This window comes from Mesorhizobium sp. M1399, from assembly GCF_040317735.1.
Lineage (GTDB): Bacteria > Pseudomonadota > Alphaproteobacteria > Rhizobiales > Rhizobiaceae > Mesorhizobium.
Map to the genome: position 1 here is coordinate 290814 of NZ_JAMYKZ010000001.1, position 20957 is coordinate 311770.

General features: G+C 63.5%; 18 protein-coding genes. 11 read left to right on the plus strand and 7 right to left on the minus strand.

Going from position 1 to position 20957, the window contains the following annotated elements; all coding sequences use genetic code 11:
* The first annotated feature begins 2 nt into the window (after positions 1-2).
* A complete protein-coding gene (locus tag NKH05_RS01455; RefSeq protein WP_352909450.1) occupies positions 3-932 on the plus strand; it encodes a pseudouridine-5'-phosphate glycosidase in 930 nt (309 codons plus the stop codon).
* Positions 933-967: 35 nt separating this feature from the next.
* Here the strand turns inward: NKH05_RS01455 and NKH05_RS01460 are convergent, their stop codons facing one another.
* From NKH05_RS01460 to NKH05_RS01490, 7 genes are all read right to left on the minus strand, one after another.
* Positions 968-2383 (minus strand): FAD-binding oxidoreductase, encoded by a 1416-nt coding sequence (locus NKH05_RS01460; protein ID WP_353024937.1) that lies wholly within the window; start codon positions 2381-2383, stop codon positions 968-970.
* 82 nt (positions 2384-2465) lie between these two features.
* Entirely contained in the window at positions 2466-3746 is a 1281-nt protein-coding gene (locus tag NKH05_RS01465; protein ID WP_023716716.1) for an amylo-alpha-1,6-glucosidase, read from the minus strand.
* Between the two features lie 38 nt (positions 3747-3784).
* Positions 3785-4825 carry an ABC transporter ATP-binding protein gene (locus tag NKH05_RS01470; RefSeq protein WP_352482714.1) on the minus strand — a complete coding sequence of 347 codons (1041 nt, stop codon included), beginning with the start codon at positions 4823-4825 and terminating at the stop codon, positions 3785-3787.
* A gap of 21 nt (positions 4826-4846) precedes the next feature.
* Positions 4847-5686 carry a carbohydrate ABC transporter permease gene (locus NKH05_RS01475; protein ID WP_352482712.1) on the minus strand — a complete coding sequence of 280 codons (840 nt, stop codon included), beginning with the start codon at positions 5684-5686 and terminating at the stop codon, positions 4847-4849.
* A complete protein-coding gene (locus NKH05_RS01480) occupies positions 5683-6528 on the minus strand; it encodes a carbohydrate ABC transporter permease (protein ID WP_023716719.1) in 846 nt (281 codons plus the stop codon). Before NKH05_RS01480 ends, NKH05_RS01475 begins: the two co-directional genes overlap by 4 nt.
* Before the next feature lie 76 nt (positions 6529-6604).
* The gene (locus NKH05_RS01485; protein ID WP_352845855.1) at positions 6605-7873 is read right to left on the minus strand and encodes an ABC transporter substrate-binding protein; all 1269 of its coding nucleotides are present in this window, start codon (positions 7871-7873) and stop codon (positions 6605-6607) included.
* A 38-nt stretch (positions 7874-7911) separates the two neighbouring features.
* Complete coding sequence (locus tag NKH05_RS01490; RefSeq protein WP_352493963.1) at positions 7912-8955, minus strand: LacI family DNA-binding transcriptional regulator; 1044 nt, start codon at positions 8953-8955, stop codon at positions 7912-7914.
* A gap of 226 nt (positions 8956-9181) precedes the next feature.
* On the opposite strand from NKH05_RS01490, the gene NKH05_RS01495 reads away from it, so the two are divergent.
* From NKH05_RS01495 to NKH05_RS01540, 10 genes are all read left to right on the plus strand, one after another.
* Entirely contained in the window at positions 9182-10156 is a 975-nt protein-coding gene (locus NKH05_RS01495; RefSeq protein ID WP_023676028.1) for a sugar-binding transcriptional regulator, read from the plus strand.
* A 44-nt stretch (positions 10157-10200) separates the two neighbouring features.
* Complete coding sequence (locus NKH05_RS01500; protein WP_353024939.1) at positions 10201-11646, plus strand: ABC transporter substrate-binding protein; 1446 nt, start codon at positions 10201-10203, stop codon at positions 11644-11646.
* A 153-nt stretch (positions 11647-11799) separates the two neighbouring features.
* Entirely contained in the window at positions 11800-12723 is a 924-nt protein-coding gene (locus tag NKH05_RS01505; protein ID WP_023716724.1) for a carbohydrate ABC transporter permease, read from the plus strand.
* 9 nt (positions 12724-12732) lie between these two features.
* Complete coding sequence (locus NKH05_RS01510) at positions 12733-13590, plus strand: carbohydrate ABC transporter permease (protein ID WP_353024940.1); 858 nt, start codon at positions 12733-12735, stop codon at positions 13588-13590.
* A gap of 4 nt (positions 13591-13594) precedes the next feature.
* Positions 13595-14713, plus strand: coding sequence for an ABC transporter ATP-binding protein (locus tag NKH05_RS01515; protein ID WP_023716726.1), 1119 nt, complete (start codon positions 13595-13597; stop codon positions 14711-14713).
* Complete coding sequence (locus NKH05_RS01520) at positions 14710-15834, plus strand: ABC transporter ATP-binding protein (RefSeq protein WP_023716727.1); 1125 nt, start codon at positions 14710-14712, stop codon at positions 15832-15834. Before NKH05_RS01515 ends, NKH05_RS01520 begins: the two co-directional genes overlap by 4 nt.
* Positions 15834-17396, plus strand: a complete 1563-nt coding sequence (locus NKH05_RS01525; protein WP_353024942.1) for an FGGY-family carbohydrate kinase — start codon at positions 15834-15836, stop codon at positions 17394-17396. The genes NKH05_RS01520 and NKH05_RS01525 overlap by 1 nt, the downstream gene beginning before the upstream one ends.
* A 7-nt stretch (positions 17397-17403) precedes the next feature.
* On the plus strand, positions 17404-18444 hold the full coding sequence (locus tag NKH05_RS01530) for a 2-hydroxyacid dehydrogenase (RefSeq protein ID WP_352493965.1): 1041 nt from the start codon (positions 17404-17406) through the stop codon (positions 18442-18444).
* A 19-nt stretch (positions 18445-18463) separates the two neighbouring features.
* On the plus strand, positions 18464-19981 hold the full coding sequence (locus NKH05_RS01535; RefSeq protein ID WP_352493966.1) for a glycerol-3-phosphate dehydrogenase: 1518 nt from the start codon (positions 18464-18466) through the stop codon (positions 19979-19981).
* Positions 19981-20919 (plus strand): sugar phosphate isomerase/epimerase family protein, encoded by a 939-nt coding sequence (locus tag NKH05_RS01540; protein WP_023716731.1) that lies wholly within the window; start codon positions 19981-19983, stop codon positions 20917-20919. The genes NKH05_RS01535 and NKH05_RS01540 overlap by 1 nt, the downstream gene beginning before the upstream one ends.
* The last annotated feature ends 38 nt before the right edge of the window (positions 20920-20957 follow it).

The window sequence follows — 20957 nt, forward strand, 5'->3', positions numbered from 1 at the left end:
TGATGAAACCTTCCCTTGTCCACCTGAACGATGAAGTCGCTACCGCGCTTGATGAAGGCCGCGCGGTGGTGGCACTGGAATCGACGATCATCACCCACGGCATGCCCTATCCGGCCAATCTGGAGACGGCCCGCGACGTCGAAACCGTGGTACGCGAGAACGGCGCCGTGCCCGCCACGATCGCAGTGGTCGCCGGCAAGATCAAGGTTGGCCTCGACGACCGTGAACTGGAAGAGTTGGCAGCGGCAAAGGGCGTGGTCAAGGCTTCCGGGCGCGATCTCGCCGCCATCATGGTGCACGGCGGCTCGGCCGGAACCACCGTCTCGGCGACGATGCGGATCGCGGCACTCGCCGGCATCGGCATTTTTGCGACCGGCGGCGTCGGCGGCGTGCATCGCGGCGCCGAAGCGACTTTCGACATCTCGGCCGACCTGACGGAACTCAGCCAAACCGGCACGACTGTCGTCTGCGCCGGAGTCAAGTCGATCCTCGATATTGCGAAGACGCTGGAATATCTGGAAACCCAGCGTGTGCCGGTGATCGCCTATGGGAGTGATGATTTTCCGGCTTTCTACACCCGCTCCAGCGGGCTCAAGGCCGATCATCGCCTCGATACCCCCGACGAGATCGCGCGAGCCATGCTGCTGCATGACGAGATGGAATCAGGCACCGGCATTCTCGTCGCCAACCCTATCCCCGAAGCGGACGCGCTCGATCCGGCATTCATCGACGGCACGATCGCAGCGGCGGTAGCCGAAGCGGAGCAGCGCGGCATCGGGCGCAAGGAACTGACGCCGTTTCTGCTCGCCCGCATCAACGAGCTTTCGCAAGGCCGCAGCCTGAAGGCCAACATCGCGCTGGTCCGCAACAACGCCGCGCTCGCCGCCCGCATCGCGGTGGTGCATGCGAAATTGAAGGGCGTGACCAGATAGAGGCAGCACCCGGCCAGCGCTACCGGCCTTCGATTTCAGCCCGTCGCAAGGTCGAAGATGCGCCCGGCATTGAGGATGTTGTTCGGGTCGAAGGCTGCTTTCAGGCGCCGCATGGCCGCAATCTCTGCATCGCTGCGCACCAGATGCAGCCACTCCTTCTTGTCAAGGCCGATGCCATGTTCGGCCGAAACGCCGCCGCCGGCGGCGGCCACACCGCGGTAGACGGTGCCGTATGCGGCTGCCGGATCCACCGTGCGGATCTGGTAATGCAGATTGCCATCGCCGAGATGGCCGAAGACGTAGATGTCGGCGCCGGGGTCGACGGCCTTGATGGCGGCTTCTGTTTCGTCCAGGAAAGTCGCCATTCTCGCCAGTGGGATGCTGATATCGACGCCAATCAGGCCTGCCATCGAAAACAGGAAACGGTTGGCCTCCTCCCGCACCGCCCAGAGCGCCCGGAATTCGCGCGGCGATTGCGAGACGACCACGTCGTCGATCACGCCCTCCTCGACCGCCTGCATCAGCGTCGCGGCAAAGCGTTCGCCGTCGCGGTCGGGCTCGCTGCCCTGTATCTCGGCAAGCACATAGACGGGCGAGCCCGCGGGCAGCGGCGCCGGCGCGTCCATGCCGGCGATCATGGCGCCATAGAGCGGGGCGAAATTCACCTCATAGGCCGAGAGCGAGGGCCCGAGTTTCTGCCTGAGCAGCGCCAGCAGCGCGATTGCAGCGTCGAGCGAAGCAAGCGCGCAGAAGGCGTTGATCTCGGTGGCCGGCTTCGGGTGCAGCCGCAGGCATGCGCGGGTGACCACGCCGAGCGTGCCCTCACTGCCGATGAACAATTGGCTGAGGTCATAGCCGGAATTGTCCTTCGCCAAACCCTTGAGCGAGGTCAGGATGCCGCCGTCGGCAAGCACCGCTTCCAGGCCAAGCACCTGCGCCCGGTACATGCCGTAGCGCAGCACGCGGATGCCGCCGGCATTGGTGGCGACATTACCGCCGATGGTCGCCGCGCCGCGCGCTCCGATGTCGACGCCGAACAGCAAGCCGGCCGCATCGGCGGCTTCCTGCACCGTTTGCAGCGGCGCGCCGGCCTCGGCGATGATGGTCGCCGCTTCACGGTCGAGGGCTTCAACGGAAGTCATACACTCCAGCGACAGCACCGCTTCGCCGGGTTGGACGCGAGCGCCGCCGGCGAGCCCGGTCCGGCCACCCTGGATGACAAGCCTCTGTCCGGCCTCGTTGCACAGGCGAAGTATGTCCGACACCTCGCCGGCCGTACGTGGACGCAGCACGAACTCCGGCGATACGCCGGCTTTGCCGTCGGGGTCTTCCCTGTAACGCGGCCCGGCCTCATCGGCCGAAACGATCGCCGACCGGTCCAGCCGCTTCTCCAGCCGCGACAGGAGTTCGCCGGTCAGTGGGGACAGAGCGCTCACGGATGGTGTCGTCATGCGCCGCTCCTGTAACAGGCAGACGATAGACACGGACTGCTGTTTGTCAAACCCACGCGGGACTGCCAGTCGTGGCCGGCCTTCAGCCTCGACCCTTCAAAAACTCGATCACCATTGCCGCGGTCCAGGTGAAACGGTTACCGCCGAGCGGCTCGCCGCTGAGGGGATCGTAATATTCGGCAAAGCCGCTCTCGGCGATCAGGTCGAGACTGGACTGGGTGATCCGTTGTGCGATTTGGCTGTGGCCGGCGGCGGCAAGGCCATTAGCGATCATGTAGTTGACCACCAGCCAGACCGGGCCGCGCCAGTAGCGCTTGGCGTCGAAGCGCGCATCGCCAGGATCGTGCGAGGGGACGATGTAACGCGCTTTGCCGGCGATGCGCTCGATCGTTGCGGCGATGGCCGCTGCCCGGCTTTCCGGAATAGCCGAAAACACCGGCAGAATGCCGCCGACCGACGCGCTGTCAACGTGCTTTCCGGCCACTCGGTCGAAACAAATGTACTGGCTATGTGTGTCGCTCCACAGCCGTTCCATCGTTGAAAGCCCGTTTTCGGCACGGGCGCGGTTGGCTTTTGCGATTTCGGTTTCGCCAAGTGCCTCGGCGAGATCGGCAAGATCGGCGGCGGAACGGATCAGAATGGCATTGAAGCCGGGATCGACGACCTGGAACGGCGAGGCATCGTGCAGCCTGGCATTATCCCAGCCAAGCCCGCGGAAATGCTGCAGCAGCCAGATATAGCGGTCATACTGTGCCTTGGTTGGACGATGCGCCGGATCGGCGTGCAGGATGTCGCGGCGGGTGTAGGGCTCGACGCCTTCGGTCGGCACGTGCTCAAACGCCTCGTCCCAGTCGATCGAGTTGTCGCGACCGGACTCCCATGGGTGGATTATGGCGACCAGCCCTTCGCCGTTCGGGTCGCGGTTTTCGTAGAACCAGCGGTGCCAGGCATCGATTTTCGGCAGCAACACCCGGGCACGCTCGGCCGCCAGCGTCTTGTCCTTGGCCTGGTCAAACAAGCGGCGCACGGCAAAGCCGGCGACCGCCGGCTGGGTGATGCCCGAGGTGGCGGTCGGGCGGTCCGTCCGCCAGACCTCCGGTCCCGGGAAATAGCCGTCGCTCCAGACATGGAAGACGATGTGCGGTACCATGCCGTCCGGCCACTGGTGGGCGAACAGCGTGTCGATCTCGGTCCAGGCTCGAGCCTCATCGTAGTGGGCAAGACCGAGCGCGGTCAGGCAGGAATCCCAGTTCCACTGGAACGGGTAGAGGCCCTTGGTCGGTATGGTGTAGGTGCCTTGGTCGTTTTCCCTGAGCACCTCTACGGCGCGGGCGATGGTTTCGTCGACAGCAAGAGATATCATGGGGGCGGTCGTACTTTCAGGATCGAAGGGCGTTTGGATCAAAGCGCGTTGGTGGTTTCGGGGTCGAACCAGCGGATGCGGTCGGGTTTGGGCAAGAGCCGCAGGTGATCGCCGACGGCGACCGTGGCATTCGATTCGAGGATGGCGCGGAACAGGCCGCCCTCGACATCGCAGGTGACCAGCGTGTGCGGTCCGAGCGGCTCGACAACGCGCACGGTGGCGTGCAGCCCTTCGGTGCCGGTGTCGACATCCTCGGGGCGAATGGCGAATTCTATCGTCTGCTTGTCCGATTTGGGGCCGGGCAGCGTCAGCCCGGCGACGGTCCAGCTGCCGTCTGCCGCCTTCGTCGCCAGGATGAAATTCATCGGCGGGTTGCCGATGAAGGAGCCGACGAAGCGTGCGGCCGGATTGCGATAGACCTCTACCGGCGAGGCGGCCTGGACGATATGGCCCTGATGCATGACGGCGATGCGGTCGGCGAGGCTCATCGCCTCGACCTGATCGTGAGTGACATAGATGGTGGTGGTCTTGGACGCGGCGAGCACGCCCTTGAGCTCGGCGCGCATTTCGAGCCGCAGCAGCGCATCGAGGTTCGACAGCGGCTCGTCCATCAGGATCACGTCCGGCTCCATCGCAAGTGCCCGAGCGACTGCCACGCGCTGGCGCTGGCCGCCGGAAAGCTGGCCCGAATAGCGCTTCAAAAGCTGCTCGATGTGCATGAGCTCCGCGGTGCGGTTGACGCGCCCCTCGACCTCCTGCTGCGGCAGCTTCTTCATGCGCAGGCCGAAGGCGATGTTCTCGAACACGGTCAGGTGCGGAAACACGGCGTAATTCTGGAACACCATGGCGATGCCGCGTTCGCGCGGCGGCAGATGGTCGACGCGACGGCCGCCGATCCAGACCTCGCCCTGGCTTGGCGTTTCCAGCCCGGCGACCATCCTCAGCAGCGTGGTCTTGCCGCAACCCGAGGCGCCAAGCAGCACCATGAATTCCTGGTCGGCGATGGTCAGGTCGATCGAATGCAGCGCGGTGAAGCCACCGAAACGTTTTGCGACCTGCTTGATGGCGATCTCAGCCATCGGCGTTCTCTTTTGTGCGCGTCATCGGTTGGCGATCCCCCACATGGCGAACAGATATTTGCGAACGGCGAAGATGAAGATCAGCGCCGGGATGACCAGTGCCGCGCCACCGGCGAATTTGAGGTAGAGCGGCGATTCGCCGAGGCTCTGCAGCAGGAAGGCGGTCAGCGTCCGGTTCTCGATGGTGACCACGGCGGCGGCAAACACTTCGTTCCAGGAGATGGTGAAGGCAAATACCGCCGACGCCGCGATGCCCGGCAGCGCCAGCGGTAGAATGATTTTTCGGAATGCCTGCAATCTCGTGCAGCCGAGCGTCCAGGCCGCTTCCTCCAGCTCGACTGGAATGCCGGAGAAGAGCGAGAACGTGATCAGCACCGCGAATGGCAGCGCCAGCGTGGTGTGGACCAGCGCCAGCCCGATCGCGGTGTCGTCGAGGCCGGTGCGGATGAACATCACCGCCAGCGGTAGCGCCAGCAGCGGCAGTGGGAAGGCGCGGGTCATCAGCACGAGGAAACGGAACGTTTCCTTGCCCGGGAATTCGAAGCGCGACAGCGCGTAGCCCGCGGGTGCGCCGAAGCCGATCGAGAGGAGCATCGTCAGCGTGGCGACGAGAACGGAGTTCCACAGCGCCCTGGCGACGCCGGCGAAATTGATGAAGAAAGAAAGGCTGCCGAAATCGAATGACGGGAAGAAGCGCTTGGGAAAGGCGGTCACCTCTTCCGGCGACGACAGCGCGTTGACGATCAACAGATAGATCGGCAGCAGCACCCAGATGCAAAGCAGGATGACGGTGGCGACCAGCAACCAGTTGCCGGCTTTGCGGGCCTCAGGCGCGGCGATCGACAGCTCCACCGTGCTCATATCCGCGCCTCCTTCGGCACACGCAGCACCCGCAGGAAGAACAGCGTGAAACCGATCGATATGGCGAGGATGAACAGCGCCATGGCGGCGGCGACATTGCGGTCCTGCAGCGTGAACTGCCAATTGTAGGTCTCGCCCATCAGCACCGGCAGATTGGTGCCGCCGAGTGCTGCAACCACCGCAAAGACCTCAAAGGCAAGGATGACGCGCAGGATGATCGCCGTCTGCAGGCTGGGGCGCAGCAGAGGCAGCGTGATCTTGATGAAGCGCTTCCACGGACTAGCGCCAAAAACCTCCGCCGCCTCGTAATATTCCCGGGGGATGAGCCCCATGCCGGCGACCAGAATGACCATCATGATGGCGGTCGCACGCCAGATCTCGGCCAGCGCCACGGCGATGAAGATCGTCAGCTTGCTCTGGTAGCCGAGGAACATGACCGGCCTGTCGATGACGCCGAGATTGGAGAGCAAGGTGTTGAGGAAGCCGGACTGGTCGAAGATGGCGAGCCAGATCAGCCCAGCGGCGAGATCGGAGATGCCGAGCGGAATAGCGAAGATATAAAGCGCGGCGCTGCGCCCGGCCGCAAGTCGCGACACCATCGTTGCCATCAGCAGCGCCATGACCAGCTGGATGGGCACGACGACGGCGCTGAGAAGCAGCGTGTTGCGAACCGTGACCGGAAATTTCCAGCTGCTGGTCATGGTGCGGAAATTGTCGAGCGTAAAGCCGCCGTCGCGGGTGAACGCCTCGAAGGCGACCAGCGCAAACGGATAGAGGAAGAAGACGCAAAGGAACAGCGTCGCCGGCGTCAGCAGCAGATAGGGCAGGGCCTTGCCGTGCATGGAGCTCTCTCTATTCGAAGCTTCAAAAGGGGTGGGCGCCCGGCGCGCTGGAAATCCGGACGCCCGGGGAGGATTCTTAATCGACGGGACAGGCGCCTTGCGATGGTTTGTCGGGCGCCCAGCACGGCGCTTTCGCCTGGTCGATGATCGCCTTCAGCGCCGTCGCCTGTTCGTCGAGCACGCCGTGCACATCCTCGCCGCCGAGCACGATGCGCTCGAAGCTGTCGGTGTAGATCTGATTGAACTTGCCGCCGAGGCCGCCAAGTCCCATCGGCAGCAGCGCCGGCAGCGCATCCGGGGCTCCGGTCATGGTGGCGATCACTGGGCTGAAGGCCTTCACCGAGGCCGGCATGTCGTCGGGCAGCTTGACGTCGACGATGGGGAAGAAGTTTGTCGCCTTGAGCGTCGCGATCTGGGTTTCCGGTTTCAGCATATAGGCGACCAGTGCCTTGGCCTTGTCCATGTCGGGCGAGGTCTTCGGGATAGCGACGCCGGCGACCACCGGCATGTAGCCGCGGCCTGCCGGGCCGGCCGGCGCCGGGAAGGCGACGAAGTCATCGGGTTTCTGGTTGAAGGCGTCGGCGAGGCGCGCCACGTGATCGAATGCCACCCAGACTTCGCCGGTCAACAGCGGCTCCTGCATGAAGGCATAGTTGGTCGAATTCGGGTTGGTGTATTGCCACAATTCCTTGAACTTGTTCCACGCCGTCTCGGCCTCCGCCGAGCGGAACTTGGTCACCATCGAGCCGGTATACGATGGAAGGAGAAAACCCTCGAAGAAACGGTGCTTCAGCCCTTTCGGGCCGGCCGGAAAACCGAATTTGGGCGAACCGGTCTTTTCAGCGATGTTTTTCGCCCACTCGATCAGTTGGTCATAAGTGATGGTGTTGAGATCGGTGCCGGCCGGCAGATATTGCAGCGCCTGCTTGCTGGCCGCCATCAGAAAGGTGGCCTGCATCCATGGCAGGTACTTCTGCTCGCCGGTGCCGAGCATGCCGAGCTTCTTGTAGGTCTCGTTGACCTTGACGCCACCGAGATCGACGCCAGAGAGATCGACAAGGTCCGCGCCGACGGTGGAGAAGTCTCCGTGCAGGCCGCCGAGCACGCCTATGGTGCCGGAGCCGGCCTGCAGTTCGGCCTGAAGGCGGGTGAGCCAGGGCCCGTCCTCGGCGACCTGATAGTCGACCTGGCCGTCAAACCCCTTCAGCACTTCGCTGCGCATCTTCTGTGTCTCTTCCACTGGTCGCGCCTGTGTCGACCAGAACAACACCTGCTGGGCTTGCGCTGCGCCGGCAGCGAGCGACAGCGCCAGCACGGCGCCGGCCAATATCCGCAAAGCATTCATCGTCATCTTCCTCCCTGGGTTGCGCCGCGAAGCGGGCGTCAGTTCTGTCTTGTGGGTGCCGGGCCATGGCTTGCCCGCGAGACAAGTGTCGGCCGGACCAGCCGCGTCAGTGGCGCGTCCGGCCTGTTGCCGATGACGGTCAGCAGCATCTCGCCGATCTCGCGCGCGCACTGGCGGATCGAGGCGTCGAAAGTGGTTAGCCCCGGCGGCGCATAGGCTGAGGCGGCTATGTTGTCGAAGCCGATCACCGAAAGGTCGCGAGGAATGGCAAGGCCGGCTCGGGCAGCCTCTTCCATCACCGTCAGCGCCAGCTCGTCGAACAGCGCGACAATGGCCGTCGGCCGCTCGGTGGCGTGCAGTAGCCGGTTGATTGCATGGATGCGGGCACCGCGATCGAACCGCGGTGCCGTCGCCACATCGAGCCTGACCGTCGGATCGCCTCGGCGGGCGATCGCGGCAGCGAGCCCATCCTGCCTGAGATGGCGAAACGTCATCGGCTCGGAAATCGTCACCAGGCCGAAATGGCGGTGTCCGAGATCGTAGAGCATGTCGAAGGCCTCGCCGAATGCGTGCGCGCCATCGGTATCGAGCCAATGATAGGCAAAGTCACCGTCGAGCAGCCGGCCATGCGCGACGAACGGAAAATTGCGTTGACGCAGATAGGTAAGCCGCTCGTCGACCTCGGCGATGCGGGTGACGACGACCCCATCGGCGCGTCCGGATTCGACAACATGGCGAAGCACGGAAAGTTCCGACTGGCCCTGCGCCGCTGCGGCCAGGATCAGGTCGGAACCGTGCGAAACCAACCCTTCGCCGAGCCCGGTGACGAATTCGCCGAGGAAGGAATCGACCAGATTGGGGCCGCGGATCGGCAGCACCATGCCGACAAAACCGCTGCGGCCGGAGACTAGCGTGCGGGCTGCCGTGTTCGGCACATAGCCGGCCCGGCGCGCGGCCTCGGTGACACGTTGGCGCGTTTTCAATGCGATCTGCTCGTGGCCGGCAAGGGCGCGCGAAACGGTGGTGATCGACAGGCCGAGCTGTGCGGCTAGTTCCTTGAGGGTGGTAACGCGGCCCGGCATCGTTCCTCCCGAACGAAGTTTGAAACGTTTGTAATCAGTCCAAGCGAAATTGCAAACGTTTTAAATGCGCGCGATCGGTGTTGCTTCTTGCCCGTTGGTTCGCGCGGCCCTGTTCGGCCCCGGGCCGGCAAGCTCCCGGACGGAGATTTAAACGCAGCGGTTGCTTGACTCGGGCGACGCCTTGTGAAAAATTTTGCAGCAACTGATAAAAATATCAAGGGCGGAAATGGTTGGTTTTGGCAACGGCCTGCTGCGCGACGACGAGACCGGGATGGCAGCCCGCGCTGCCTGGCTTCACTATGCCGGCGGCCTGACCCAGTCGGAAGTCGCCAAGCGGCTCGGCCTGACCAGCCTCAAGGCGCATCGCCTCATCACCAAGGCCAATCAGGAAGGCCTGGTCAAAGTCTATATCGACGGCGAAGTCTCAGAATGCGTGGAGCTCGAGGACGAGTTGTCCGGCCGTTACGGCCTCGACTATTGCGAGGTGGTCCCGGACTTCGATGCCGAGGACCTGCCGCTCAAGGCGCTCGGCATTGCCGGCGCGCAGTTTCTCAAGCGCGAGATCGAACGCGGCGAAGAGGCGCTGATCGGCGTCGGCCACGGCCGCACGCTTGCCGCCTGCGTGGAATATCTGCCGCGCATATCGGCCGGCAGGATCCGTTTCGTCTCGCTGCTTGGCGGCCTGACGCGCAAGTTCTCGGCCAATCCGCATGACGTCATCCACCGCGTCGCCGAGCGGACTGGTGCGGAAGCCTATGTGATGCCCGTACCGATGTTCGCCAACACGGTCGAGGATCGAACCGTGTTGCTCGGGCAGAAGGGCGTCAGCGATGTCTTCGACCTCGCCAAGTCCGCCGACTTGCTCATCGCCGGCATCGGCACCGCCGAACGTGAGGCCTCGCTTGTCGCTACCGGTATGATCGAGAAGGGCGAGATGGAGGAGATCCGCCGCAATGGCGGCGTCGGCGAACTGCTCGGCCATTTCTTCGACGATGCCGGAAAGGCCGTTGCGACGACGCTTTCCGACCGGGCGCTGGCACTGGCGCGCGAAGACATCAGCAACCGCAGGATTGTCGCCGTCGCCGGCGGCAAGGTGAAGGTTCGCGCCATCAAGTCAGTGCTGGAGGGCCGCTATCTCAAAGGCTTGATAACCGACGAGCGGACGGCGCGATCGCTCGTGGAACAGACGCCGGTCGGGTAGCCGGCAACCATTTCGTTGAAACTACCCTGTGGAGGAGAAGAGAAATGCATGAGAAAGAGAAAGACCTCATCGACGCATTCCTGCGTGGACAAGTCGACCGCCGTGGGCTGATCAAGGGCCTCGGTGCAATGGGCCTTGCCGCCAGCACCGCCGGTACACTGCTCAATTTCGGGCAGACCCGTGCCCTCGCAGCTGATTTCGACTGGCAGGCGCATAAGGGCAAGACCATCAAGCTGTTGCTCAACAAGCATCCTTACGCCGATGCGATGATTGCCAACCTCGACAATTTCAAGAAGCTGACCGGCATGGAAGTCGTCTATGACGTGTTCCCCGAAGACGTCTATTTCGACAAGGTTACCGCCGCGCTGTCGGCCAGCTCGCCCGAATACGATGCCTTCATGACCGGCGCCTACATGACTTGGACCTACGGCCCGGCCGGCTGGATCACCGATCTCAACGAATGGATCAAGGATCCGGCCAAGACCAACCCGAAATATGCCTGGGACGACTTCCTGCCCGGCGTCAAGAATTCTTGCGCCTGGAACGGCCAGCCGGGCGGCGCGCTCGGTTCGGAAGACGCCAAGCAATGGTGCATTCCGTGGGGCTTCGAGCAGAACAACATCACCTGCAACAAGGGCATGTTCGACAAGGTCGGCGTCAGCGTTCCCGGCAATATGGATGAAATGGTCGCTACGGCGGCGAAGCTTACCAAGGATGTTGGTGGCGGCGTCTACGGCATCGGCGTGCGCGGCTCGCGCTCCTGGGCAACGATCCACCCGGGCTTCCTGTCGGCTTACGCTAATTTCGACCAGAAGGACCTGAACGTCTCGGCTGACGGCAAGCTGTCGGCCGCGATGAGCACCGCCGAATCCAAGGCTTTCCACAAGCAGTGGGTGCAGATGATCCAGGAGAGCGGCCCCAAGGACTGGTCGACCTACACCTGGTATCAGGTCGGCACCGATCTCGGTGCAGGTGCGTCGGCGATGATTTTCGACGCCGATATCCTCGGCTATTTCATGAATGGCGGCGACAACAAGATGGCCGGCAAGCTCGCCTTTTCGGCGTTCAAGGCCAACCCGGCCGCCAAGGCGCCGACGCCCAATATCTGGATCTGGTCGCTGTCGATGTCCAACTTCTCGAAGGACAAGGACGCCACCTGGTACTTCATGCAATGGGCATCCGGACCCGAGCATGCATTGTTCGGTGCGACCAAGATGGACTTCGTCAATCCGGTTCGTCAGTCGGTCTGGAACGACGAGATGTTCCGCGAGAAGCTGAACAAGAGCTATCCGGGCTACGTCGAGATGTTCGACGTCTCGGCGCCGGGCGCCAGCATCAAGTTCACACCGCAGCCGCTGTTCTTCGATCTCACCACCGAATGGGCGGCGACGCTGCAGAAGATGGTGGCCAAGGAAGTGCCGGTCGACGAAGGCCTCGACAAGTTGGCCGAGAGCATCAACAGCCAGCTCAAGGAAGCCGGGCTCGGCTAAAGCCGCGGCCAAGGCTGGCCCGTCCGCGGGTCAGCCTTTGAGATGTGATACGTTTGCGACGCGGTGCCGAGCGGTACCGCCTGCTCGCCCGACCGGCCGCCTTGCTCCCTTGGGCGGCCGGGACGGCGAAGCAACAGAATGACGGAGCAGCAGATGACTGCGGCGACAATACAAAGAAACAGGCCGTCGGGCTTCAGGATCAGCAAGCGGGTGCTGCCCTATCTCCTTAGCTTGCCGGCCTTGCTGGTCTGCATCGGCATCCTGATCCCGTTCTTCACATCGGTGGTCTATTCTTTCCAGCGCTACCGATTGAGCCAGCCTTGGGCGCGGCAATTCAACTGGGGCGACAACTATATCTCGTTCTTCACCGACCCGAAGTTCTGGAACACGCTGCAGGTGTCGCTGCTCTACGCCGGCATCACCGTCGTGCTCGAGTTGCTTCTCGGTCTCGGCATCGCCATGCTGCTGCAAAAGCGCTCGACGCTGAACAACTTCATCTCGATCATGCTGTTGATGCCGCTGATGACGGCGCCAGCGCTCGCCGCGCTGATGTGGAAGCTGATGACCAATCCCGGCTTTGGCGTGCTCAGCTATCTCGCCAGCCTGATCGGGCTGCAGGATTTCCGCTGGGCCTCGTCGCCCTCGACGGCACTGCTCACCGTCGTGCTTGTCGACATCTGGGTCTACACGCCCTTCATCATGATCCTGCTGCTTGCCGGTCTGCGCAGCCTGCCGACGCAGCCCTTCGAGGCGGCAGCACTCGACGGCGTGCCGCGCAGCTTCGTGTTCTTCCGCATCACCCTGCCGATGCTAACCCCCTATATCCTGACGGCGACATTGTTCCGCCTGCTCGATTCCATCCAGCAGTTCGACATCATCTACGCCATGACCCAGGGTGGTCCGGGCGACACGCTGACCGTGTTCCAGGTCGAGGCCTATCTCAACTTCTTCCAGTCGACCAATGTCGGCCGCTCGGCGGCGCTGATGATCATCCTGTGGGCGATCACCTATTTCCTCTCGAACATCTTCATCAAGAACTGGCTGCGGCTGCGCGAACGCGCCCGCGGCCAGGCATAGGAGGCTGGCATGGAACATACCTCCCTTCTCGAACGCATCCTGCGCGGCATAGCCCTGGCGCTGGTCGTGATCTTCTTCATGTTCCCGATCGTCTGGATCCTGATGATGTCATTCCAGACCAACGAGACAATCCTGCGGATTCCGCCACAGCTTGTCTTCGAGCCGACGCTCGCCAACTACACCGCCTTGATCACCGGCAAGCTGATGACGGCGGCCGGCACGCTCGACATCGCCTTCATGCGCAATCTCTGGAATTCCGTCTTCCTGTCGGTCATCTCGGTTGCCGTCGCGTTGCTGCTCGGCGTGCCGGCCGCCTATGCGTTTGCGCGGCATAAGTTTCGCGGCTCGGAGGACATTGCCTTCACGCTGCTGTCGTTCCGTTTCGCGCCGGCGCTGCTGGTGCTTTTGCCGCTCACCCTCTATTTCCAGAAGCTCGGGCTGGCCAATACCTATATCGGGCTGATCTGGGTCTACCAGCTGATCTGCCTGCCGCTGATCCTGTGGATCGTGCGCGGCTATTTCGAGGATATACCGGCCGACATCGAATACGCCTACCGCATTGCCGGACATTCCTGGTTTGCTACCTTCCGCAAGATCGCGCTGCCGCTCGCCGGCCCAGGCATTGCCGCTGCCGGCCTGCTCGCCTTTATCTTTGCCTGGAACAATTTCGTTTTTGCGCTGGTGCTCGCCTCGGCCGACAAGCAGCCGGTGACGGTCGGCGCGCTCGCCTTCATCACGTCCTCCGGCATCCAGTATGGCCAGATTTCGGCGGCGATCGTGCTGTCGATCACGCCGACCCTGGCGCTCGCTCTCTATGCGCAACGCTATCTGGTCGAAGGCCTGTCGCTTGGCGCGGTGAAAGGATAGTCCGATGGCAAGCCTCGAACTGCGAAACATCGTCAAGCGCTATAAAAGCCAGACCGTTCTCGACAATCTGTCGCTGACCGTCGCCGACGGCGAAACGCTGGTCCTGTTCGGACCGTCCGGCGCCGGCAAGACGGTGCTGTTGCGGCTGGTGGCCGGGGTCATCGACCCCGACGAGGGAAAGATCCTCATCGGCGGCGAGGACATGACCGATCTCGACGCCGAGTTCCGCGGCGTCGGCATGGCATTCCAGAACTTCGCGCTGTTCCCGCATATGACGGCGTTCGACAACATAGCCACGCCTCTGCAGGCGAAGCACTCATCGCAGGGCACGATAAAGACCGGCGTCGAGAGCGTCGCTAAGCTGTTGAAAATCGGCCATGTGCTCAGCCACAAGCCGCGGGCGCTGTCCAACGGCCAGAAGCAACGCACCGCGCTTGCCCGCGCGTTGGTCGGCTCGCCGCCGCTGCTGCTGCTCGATGATCCCTTGCGCAACGTCGATGCCAAATTGCGCTTCGAAATGCGCCTCGAGCTGCCAAGGCTGCTCGCCGATCGTGGCGCGACCGTCATCTACGTCACCCAAGACTACAAGGAAGCGATGGCGCTCGGCGACCGCATCGCGGTGATGTCGCAAGGCGTCGTCAAACAGCTCGGCACGCCCGAGCAGATCTATCGCGAGCCGGCCAATGTCGAGATTGCCCGGCTGTTCGGCGACCCGACCATCAACCTTCTGGACGTCAAGCCGTCGCGGGACGCCAAGGGCATCTATGTCGGCCTGTCCAACGTCCAGGTCCATCTTGCCGGCGCGCATGAGGCGGCGGTCGGCCGTGATTGCGTGATCGGCCTGCGGCCGGAGGCTCTGGCGTTTGTTGATGAAGGCACGCCCGGCGCCATCCCGGTGACGGTCGAGGCTGAGACGCCGCTCAACGAGAAGATCGTCACCCTGGCGCGAACCGTGCGCGGCCGTGAAATCTTGGTCTCGCGTCCGTCCGGGACACCTGGCCAATCCGAGGGCAGGGCGCATATAGCCGTCGACAGCAAAAGCGCCCTGCTGTTCGATCGCGCGAGCGGCGAGCGCATTGGCTCGAAAAACGTCGTCAATTTGCGCAGTGGAGAAGCGGCATGAGCCCAAGCGCAATCACCCTCTCAGGCGTCGACAAGTTCTACGGTCCGATCGACCGCGGTGTGCATGCGGTCAAGAACCTGACGATGGAAATCGCCAAGGGCGAGATCGTGGCGCTGCTCGGCTCGTCCGGTTGCGGCAAGACCTCGACATTGCGTATGATCGCAGGCTTCGAAGAGGTCTCGCGTGGCACCATCGCGGTTGCCGGCCGCAAGGTGCACACGTTGCCGCCGGTCAGGCGCAACGTCGCAATGGCCTTCGAGGGCTATTCGCTCTATCCGCCCCTGACCGTGCGCGAGAACATGGCCTTCGCCCTCAAGGCGGCCAGGCTGGCGAAGAGTGCGGTCGATGCAAAGGTTGCCAACATCGCCAAGCTGCTCGAGATCGAGGACATTCTCGAGCGCTATCCGAGCTCGATCTCCGGTGGCCAGCAGCAGCGCGCCAGCCTCGGCCGGGCGCTGATCCGCGAGGCCGACCTGCATCTGCTGGACGAGCCGATGGGCCAGCTCGAGCCGCAGCTTCGCGCCGTGCTGCGCGGCCGCATCAAGCATTTCATCAAGGAGCGTGGCCTGACCGCGATCCTGGTCACGCACGACCAGACCGAGGCCAATGCGCTGGCCGATCGCATCGCCGTCATGGAGGGCGGCGTGCTGCAGCAGTTCGATACGCCTGACAGGCTCAAGGAACGGCCGGCAAACCTGTTCACCGGCACCTTCGTCGGCGAGCCGCCGATGAATGTCTTCGAGGCCTATGTCGGCACGGCTGCCGACAAGATCAGTCTCAAGCTGCCCGACGGGCTTTCGCTCGACTACGACAAGGACGCGTTCAGCGGCCCAGTTCGCGATGAATTGCTCAACCGGCAACGCGTCGTCATCGGTGTCAGGCCCTATGCCGTCCGCCGCTCCAAGGACGGTGTGCCGGCCACGGTTTCGGCCAATCAATGGCTCGGCGACCAGACCCATATCGCCGCCGACTTCGCCGGCGGCTCGCTGGTTCTGGTCGAACATGACCGGACTCGCCTGGAACTCGGGGCGCCTATCAAGGTCAGCATCGATCCAAAAAACCTGCACGTCTTCGATCAGGCGAGCGGCGACGCCATTTCGCACGGCACGGAGCTTGCCTGATGCGGGATGTGCTGATCGGCATCGACGCCGGCACGTCTGTTATCAAATCCGTCGCCTTCGACACGGCGGGCAGGCAGATCGCGGCAGCCGCGCTGCCGAACAGATACGAGACACTGCCGGGTGGCGGCGCCGAGCAGGACCTAGTCCGCACCTGGGCCGATACCGCGACGACCTTGCGCCAACTGGCCGACAAGGTGCCGGATCTCGCCAGCCGGACCATTGCCATCGCCGTGACCGGGCAGGGCGACGGCACCTGGCTGATCGACAAGGATGGCGAGCCGGTGGCCAAGGGCTGGCTGTGGCTCGACGCGCGCGCTGCCGCCGTCGTCGAGGAGATCCGCGCGCGGCCCGAAGACCGGCTGCGCTTCGAAAAGACCGGCAGCGGGCTCGCTGCCTGCCAGCAGGGGTCGCAATTCGTCTTCATGAAGCGCCACATGCCCGCGATGCTTGCCAATGCAGCGACGGCGTTCCACTGCAAGGACTGGCTTTATTTCAAGTTGACCGGCCAACGCGCCACCGACCCGTCCGAAGGCACCTTCACCTTCGGCGACTTCCGCACGCGCAGCTATTGCGACGATGTTCTTGAGGTGCTCGGCGTCACCGATCTCAGGCATCTGCTGCCGCCCATCGTCGATGGCACCAGGCAAAGCACCGCACTGTCGGCGACAGCAGCCGATGCGACCGGCCTGCTTGCCGGCACGCCGGTCGTTCTGGCCTATGTCGATGTCGCCTGCACGGCGCTCGGCGCCGGCCTGTTCGATCGCGAGCGCAAGCCGGGATGCTCGATAATCGGCTCCACCGGAATGCATATGCGGCTTGCCGAGACGCCGGACGAGGTTCTGCTCAACGAAGCTGCAACCGGCTACACGATGACCATGCCGGCACCGGGCGTCTTTGCGCAGATGCAGTCGAACATGGCGGCAACGCTCAACATCGACTGGGTCCTCGGCCTCGCCTCCGGCATTCTCGCCTCGCAAGGTATCACGCGGACCAATGGCGAGATGATCGCGCTGGTCGACCAGTGGATATCGTCGTCCGAGCCAGGCTCGCTGCTCTACCAGCCCTATGTCTCCGAGGCGGGCGAGCGCGGCCCGTTCGTCGATGCCAATGCCAGGGCCGGTTTCGTCGGCATTTCGTCCAGGCACGGCTATGCCGACATGGTTCGTGCGGTGTTCGAAGGGCTGGCTTTCGCGGCACGCGATTGCTACGCCGCCATGGGGCCGCTGCCCAAGGAAATCCGCCTGACTGGTGGAGCGGCCAGGAGCCCGGCTCTGCGCAAGATCCTGGGTGCTGCGATCGGCGCCGACATTCGCACCAGCGAGCGCGAGGAGGCCGGTGCTGCGGGCGCCGCGATGATTGCTGCGGTTTGCGTTGGCCAGTACGCATCGATGGACGATTGCGTCAGTGAATGGGTCACACCTTTGCTCCGTGCGGCCGAGCCAAGCGATCGAAAACTTGCCGCTGCCTACGAGGCGATTGTTCCGTCCTACACATTGGCGCATGAGGCGCTGCGGCCGGTCTGGCGTTCGCTGGCCGCATCCAGACAAACTGACGTGAATTGAGAAGAGCATGCCCAACAAAATTGCGATCATCGGCGACCGCTTCATGCTTCCGGAAGTGTTTCGCGAGAAAATCGAAGCGGCCTGCGGCGATAATCTCGACATCCGCACCATTGAGACCGCATGGCCCGACGAGCCGATGGAATTCGGCAATGCGGCGCTCGGCCTCGACAAGGTCAAGGAATATTTCGGTGATCCGGACGAGGTGGTCGATTTTATCGGCGATGCCGAAATCTTCGTCACCCAGCTTGCGCCGCTTTCCGAAACCATGATGCAGCGCTTGCCGGCGCTCAGGCTGGTTGCGGTGTCGCGCGGCGGGCCGATCAACATCGACATGGCTGCCGCCAACGCCCATGGCATCACCGTGGTCAATGTGCCCGGCCGCAACGCCAGCGCGGTGGCCGAGTTCACCATCGGCGCCATTCTCGCCGAGACGCGGCTGATCCGCGTCGGCCACGAAGCCTTGCGCAAGGGCGAGTGGCGCGGCGATCTCTACCGCGCCGACCGCACCGGCCGCGAGCTCAACGAAATGACCGTTGGCGTCATCGGCTATGGCAATATCGGCACCAGGCTGGTTCGGCTGCTGCGCGCATTCGGCTGCCGCATCCTGGTCTCCGATCCCTATGTGCAATTGAGCGTCGAGGACCGCAATGCCGGCGTCGAGCTGGTTGCGCTGGACGATCTCCTGTCGCGCTCCGACGTGGTCACGCTGCATTCCCGGGTCACCGAGGAGACGCGCGGCCTGATCGGCAAGGACGCCATCGCCCGGATGAAGCCCGGCGTGATCTTCGTCAATACCGCGCGCGGACCGCTGGTCGACTACGATGCGCTCTACGAGGCGCTCGTCTCGGGGCAGATCGGCAGTGCCATGCTGGAGACGTTCGCCGTCGAGCCGGTGCCCGTCGACTGGCCGCTGCTGCAGCTCCCGAATGTGACGCTGACGCCGCATATCGCCGGCGCGTCGGTACGCACCGTGACCTACGCAGCCGAGCAGGCGGCCGAGGAAGTGCGCCGCTTCATCGCCGGTCTGCCGCCGGCCAATCCATGCTGACGACAGGGCATAGAGCGAGATGAGCGGTGACAGCGAAATCGTCGACCTCTTCGTCATCGGCGGCGGCGTCAATGGCGCCGGCATCGCGCGCGATGCGGCAGGCCGGGGGCTGTCGGTCATTCTTTGCGAAAAAGACGATCTCGCCGAAGGCACCAGTTCTAGATCAGGAAAGCTCGTCCATGGCGGTTTGCGCTATCTCGAATATTACGAGTTCCGCCTGGTGCGCGAGGCGCTGATCGAGCGCGAGGTACTGCTGGAATCCGCACCGCACATCATCTGGCCGATGCGCTTCGTGCTGCCGCACAGCCCGGATGATCGGCCGGCCTGGCTGGTCCGGCTCGGCCTGTTCCTCTACGACCATCTTGGCGGCCGCAAGCGGCTGCCGGCCACTCGCACGCTTGACCTGCGCACCGCACCCGAGGGCGCGCCGATCAAGGACAGCTTCAAACGCGGCTTCGAATATTCCGACTGCTGGGTCGACGACGCCCGCCTGGTCGTCATCAACGCGCTCGACGCCGCGGAGCGTGGGACCAGGATATTCACCCGCACTGCCTGCACCGCCGCCCGCCGCGAAAACGGCCTGTGGTCGGTGGAGATGCGCGACGGTCGAACCGGCGTCAGGACCACGGTTCGGGCACGGGCGCTGGTCAACGGCGCCGGCCCCTGGGTCAATGACATCATCAATCGCGTCGCTGGCCAGAATTCCAGGCGCAACGTGCGCCTGGTCAAGGGCAGCCACATCGTCGTGCCGAAATTCTGGGAAGGCCGGCAAGCCTATCTCGTCCAGAACAGCGACAAGCGCGTGATCTTCATCAATCCCTACCAGAACGATCTGGCGCTGATCGGCACCACCGACATTCCTTATGACGGGCGGCCGGAAGACGTGACCGCCGACGCCAGCGAGGTCGACTACCTGATTAAGGTGGTCAACCGCTACTTCAAGCGCCAGCTTGCGCGCAGCGACGTCGTCTACTCGTTTTCCGGCGTCAGGCCGCTTTATGACGACAATGCCGACAATCCGAGCGCGGTCACCCGCGACTATATTTTCGAGCTCGACGTGGCGGCGGGACAGGCGCCGCTGCTTTCCGTCTTCGGTGGCAAGATCACCACCTTCCGCAAGCTGGCCGAGCACGCGCTCGACCGCATCGCCCCGTTCTTCCCGAAGATGGGCAAGCCGTGGACCTCGAAAGGACATCTGCCAGGCGGCGATATCGCCAATGCCGATTTCGAGCAGTTCCTCGGTGACCTCGGCCACGAATATCCCTGGATGCCGGCCTCGCTGGTCAAGCATTATGGCCGGCTCTACGGCACAAGGACGCGTGATCTGGTCGGCGCGGCCGGTTCGCTCGCTGAACTGGGGCGGCGCTTCGGCAAGGATTTGTTCGAGCGCGAAGCCAATTACCTGTTCGAGCATGAATGGGCCGAGACGGCCGCCGATATTCTCGAACGGCGCACCAAACACGGACTGCATCTGTCCGCCGCAGAAAGAACCGCCTTCGAAGACTGGTGCTCGAGCCGGCTGGCGAAGGCAGGCTGATGGCCTTTACGCTGTCCCTCAACACCAACCCGCTGGTCAATCGTTTCGCCGAACCGGACGATCTGATCGATGCGATCGCCTACGACATCGGCATCCGCGACGTGCAGCTCACGCATGAATTCGTCAATCCCGGTTGGCCGGCGGCGACGATCGCCAAATTCATCCGCCTGTTCCGCTCCGCTCTCAACCGCACCGGCGTGCGTGTGACCTCCGCGATGACCGGCCCCTACGGCCGGCTCAATCATTTCGGCCATCCCGATGCCGACGTGCGGCGCTATTATGTCGACTGGTTCAAGACCTTTGCCGAAATTTCGGCCGAGCTCGGCGCCCGCGGCATGGGCACGCAATTCGCGATCTTCACTCATCGTGACTATGACGATCCCGAGCGTCGCGCGCGGCTTTTCGAGATCGCGCTGGAATGCTGGCGCGCGGTCGCCGAGCACGCCAAAGCGGCCGGCTTGACCTACCTGTTCTGGGAGCCGATGTCGGTCGGCCGCGAGTTCGGCCATACGATCGAAAGCTGCCGGACGCTGCAGAGCGAGATCGATGCGGCCGGCATGGCGATCCCGCTCAAGATGATGGTCGATATCGACCATGGCGACGTGACGTCGAGCAATCCGGACGACATCGACCCCTATGCCTGGGCCGAAGCCTTTCCAAAGGAATCGCCGATCATCCACGTCAAGCAATCCTCAATGAACAAGGGTGGCCATTGGCCGTTCATTGCCGCCTACAACAAGGACGGCCGCATCACGCCGGAAAAGCTGCTGGACACTGTTCGCCGTGGCGGCGGCGTCGACAATGAGATCTGCCTCGAATTGTCGTTCCGCGAACGCGAGCCCGTCGACCACCAGGTCGTCGCCATGATCCGCGAATCGGTCGACTATTGGGCGCCCTTCATCGAGGCCGGCAGGGCCGGTCTTTTGCCGAAAGCATGATGGATGAGCAGGTGCCGACGCGGCTCCTGCTCAGAACC

Coding starts and splice junctions, on each gene's coding strand:
- NKH05_RS01530 (WP_352493965.1), top strand. CDS start 17,404: ATGCCCAACAAAATTGCGATCATCGGCGACCGCTTCATGCTTCCGGAA.
- NKH05_RS01540 (WP_023716731.1), top strand. CDS start 19,981: ATGGCCTTTACGCTGTCCCTCAACACCAACCCGCTGGTCAATCGTTTC.
- NKH05_RS01500 (WP_353024939.1), top strand. CDS start 10,201: ATGCATGAGAAAGAGAAAGACCTCATCGACGCATTCCTGCGTGGACAA.
- NKH05_RS01525 (WP_353024942.1), top strand. CDS start 15,834: ATGCGGGATGTGCTGATCGGCATCGACGCCGGCACGTCTGTTATCAAA.
- NKH05_RS01490 (WP_352493963.1), bottom strand. CDS start 8,955: ATGCCGGGCCGCGTTACCACCCTCAAGGAACTAGCCGCACAGCTCGGC.
- NKH05_RS01455 (WP_352909450.1), top strand. CDS start 3: ATGAAACCTTCCCTTGTCCACCTGAACGATGAAGTCGCTACCGCGCTT.
- NKH05_RS01465 (WP_023716716.1), bottom strand. CDS start 3,746: ATGATATCTCTTGCTGTCGACGAAACCATCGCCCGCGCCGTAGAGGTG.
- NKH05_RS01480 (WP_023716719.1), bottom strand. CDS start 6,528: ATGCACGGCAAGGCCCTGCCCTATCTGCTGCTGACGCCGGCGACGCTG.
- NKH05_RS01485 (WP_352845855.1), bottom strand. CDS start 7,873: ATGAATGCTTTGCGGATATTGGCCGGCGCCGTGCTGGCGCTGTCGCTC.
- NKH05_RS01495 (WP_023676028.1), top strand. CDS start 9,182: ATGGTTGGTTTTGGCAACGGCCTGCTGCGCGACGACGAGACCGGGATG.
- NKH05_RS01460 (WP_353024937.1), bottom strand. CDS start 2,383: ATGACGACACCATCCGTGAGCGCTCTGTCCCCACTGACCGGCGAACTC.
- NKH05_RS01505 (WP_023716724.1), top strand. CDS start 11,800: ATGACTGCGGCGACAATACAAAGAAACAGGCCGTCGGGCTTCAGGATC.
- NKH05_RS01510 (WP_353024940.1), top strand. CDS start 12,733: ATGGAACATACCTCCCTTCTCGAACGCATCCTGCGCGGCATAGCCCTG.
- NKH05_RS01515 (WP_023716726.1), top strand. CDS start 13,595: ATGGCAAGCCTCGAACTGCGAAACATCGTCAAGCGCTATAAAAGCCAG.
- NKH05_RS01535 (WP_352493966.1), top strand. CDS start 18,464: ATGAGCGGTGACAGCGAAATCGTCGACCTCTTCGTCATCGGCGGCGGC.
- NKH05_RS01520 (WP_023716727.1), top strand. CDS start 14,710: ATGAGCCCAAGCGCAATCACCCTCTCAGGCGTCGACAAGTTCTACGGT.
- NKH05_RS01475 (WP_352482712.1), bottom strand. CDS start 5,686: ATGAGCACGGTGGAGCTGTCGATCGCCGCGCCTGAGGCCCGCAAAGCC.
- NKH05_RS01470 (WP_352482714.1), bottom strand. CDS start 4,825: ATGGCTGAGATCGCCATCAAGCAGGTCGCAAAACGTTTCGGTGGCTTC.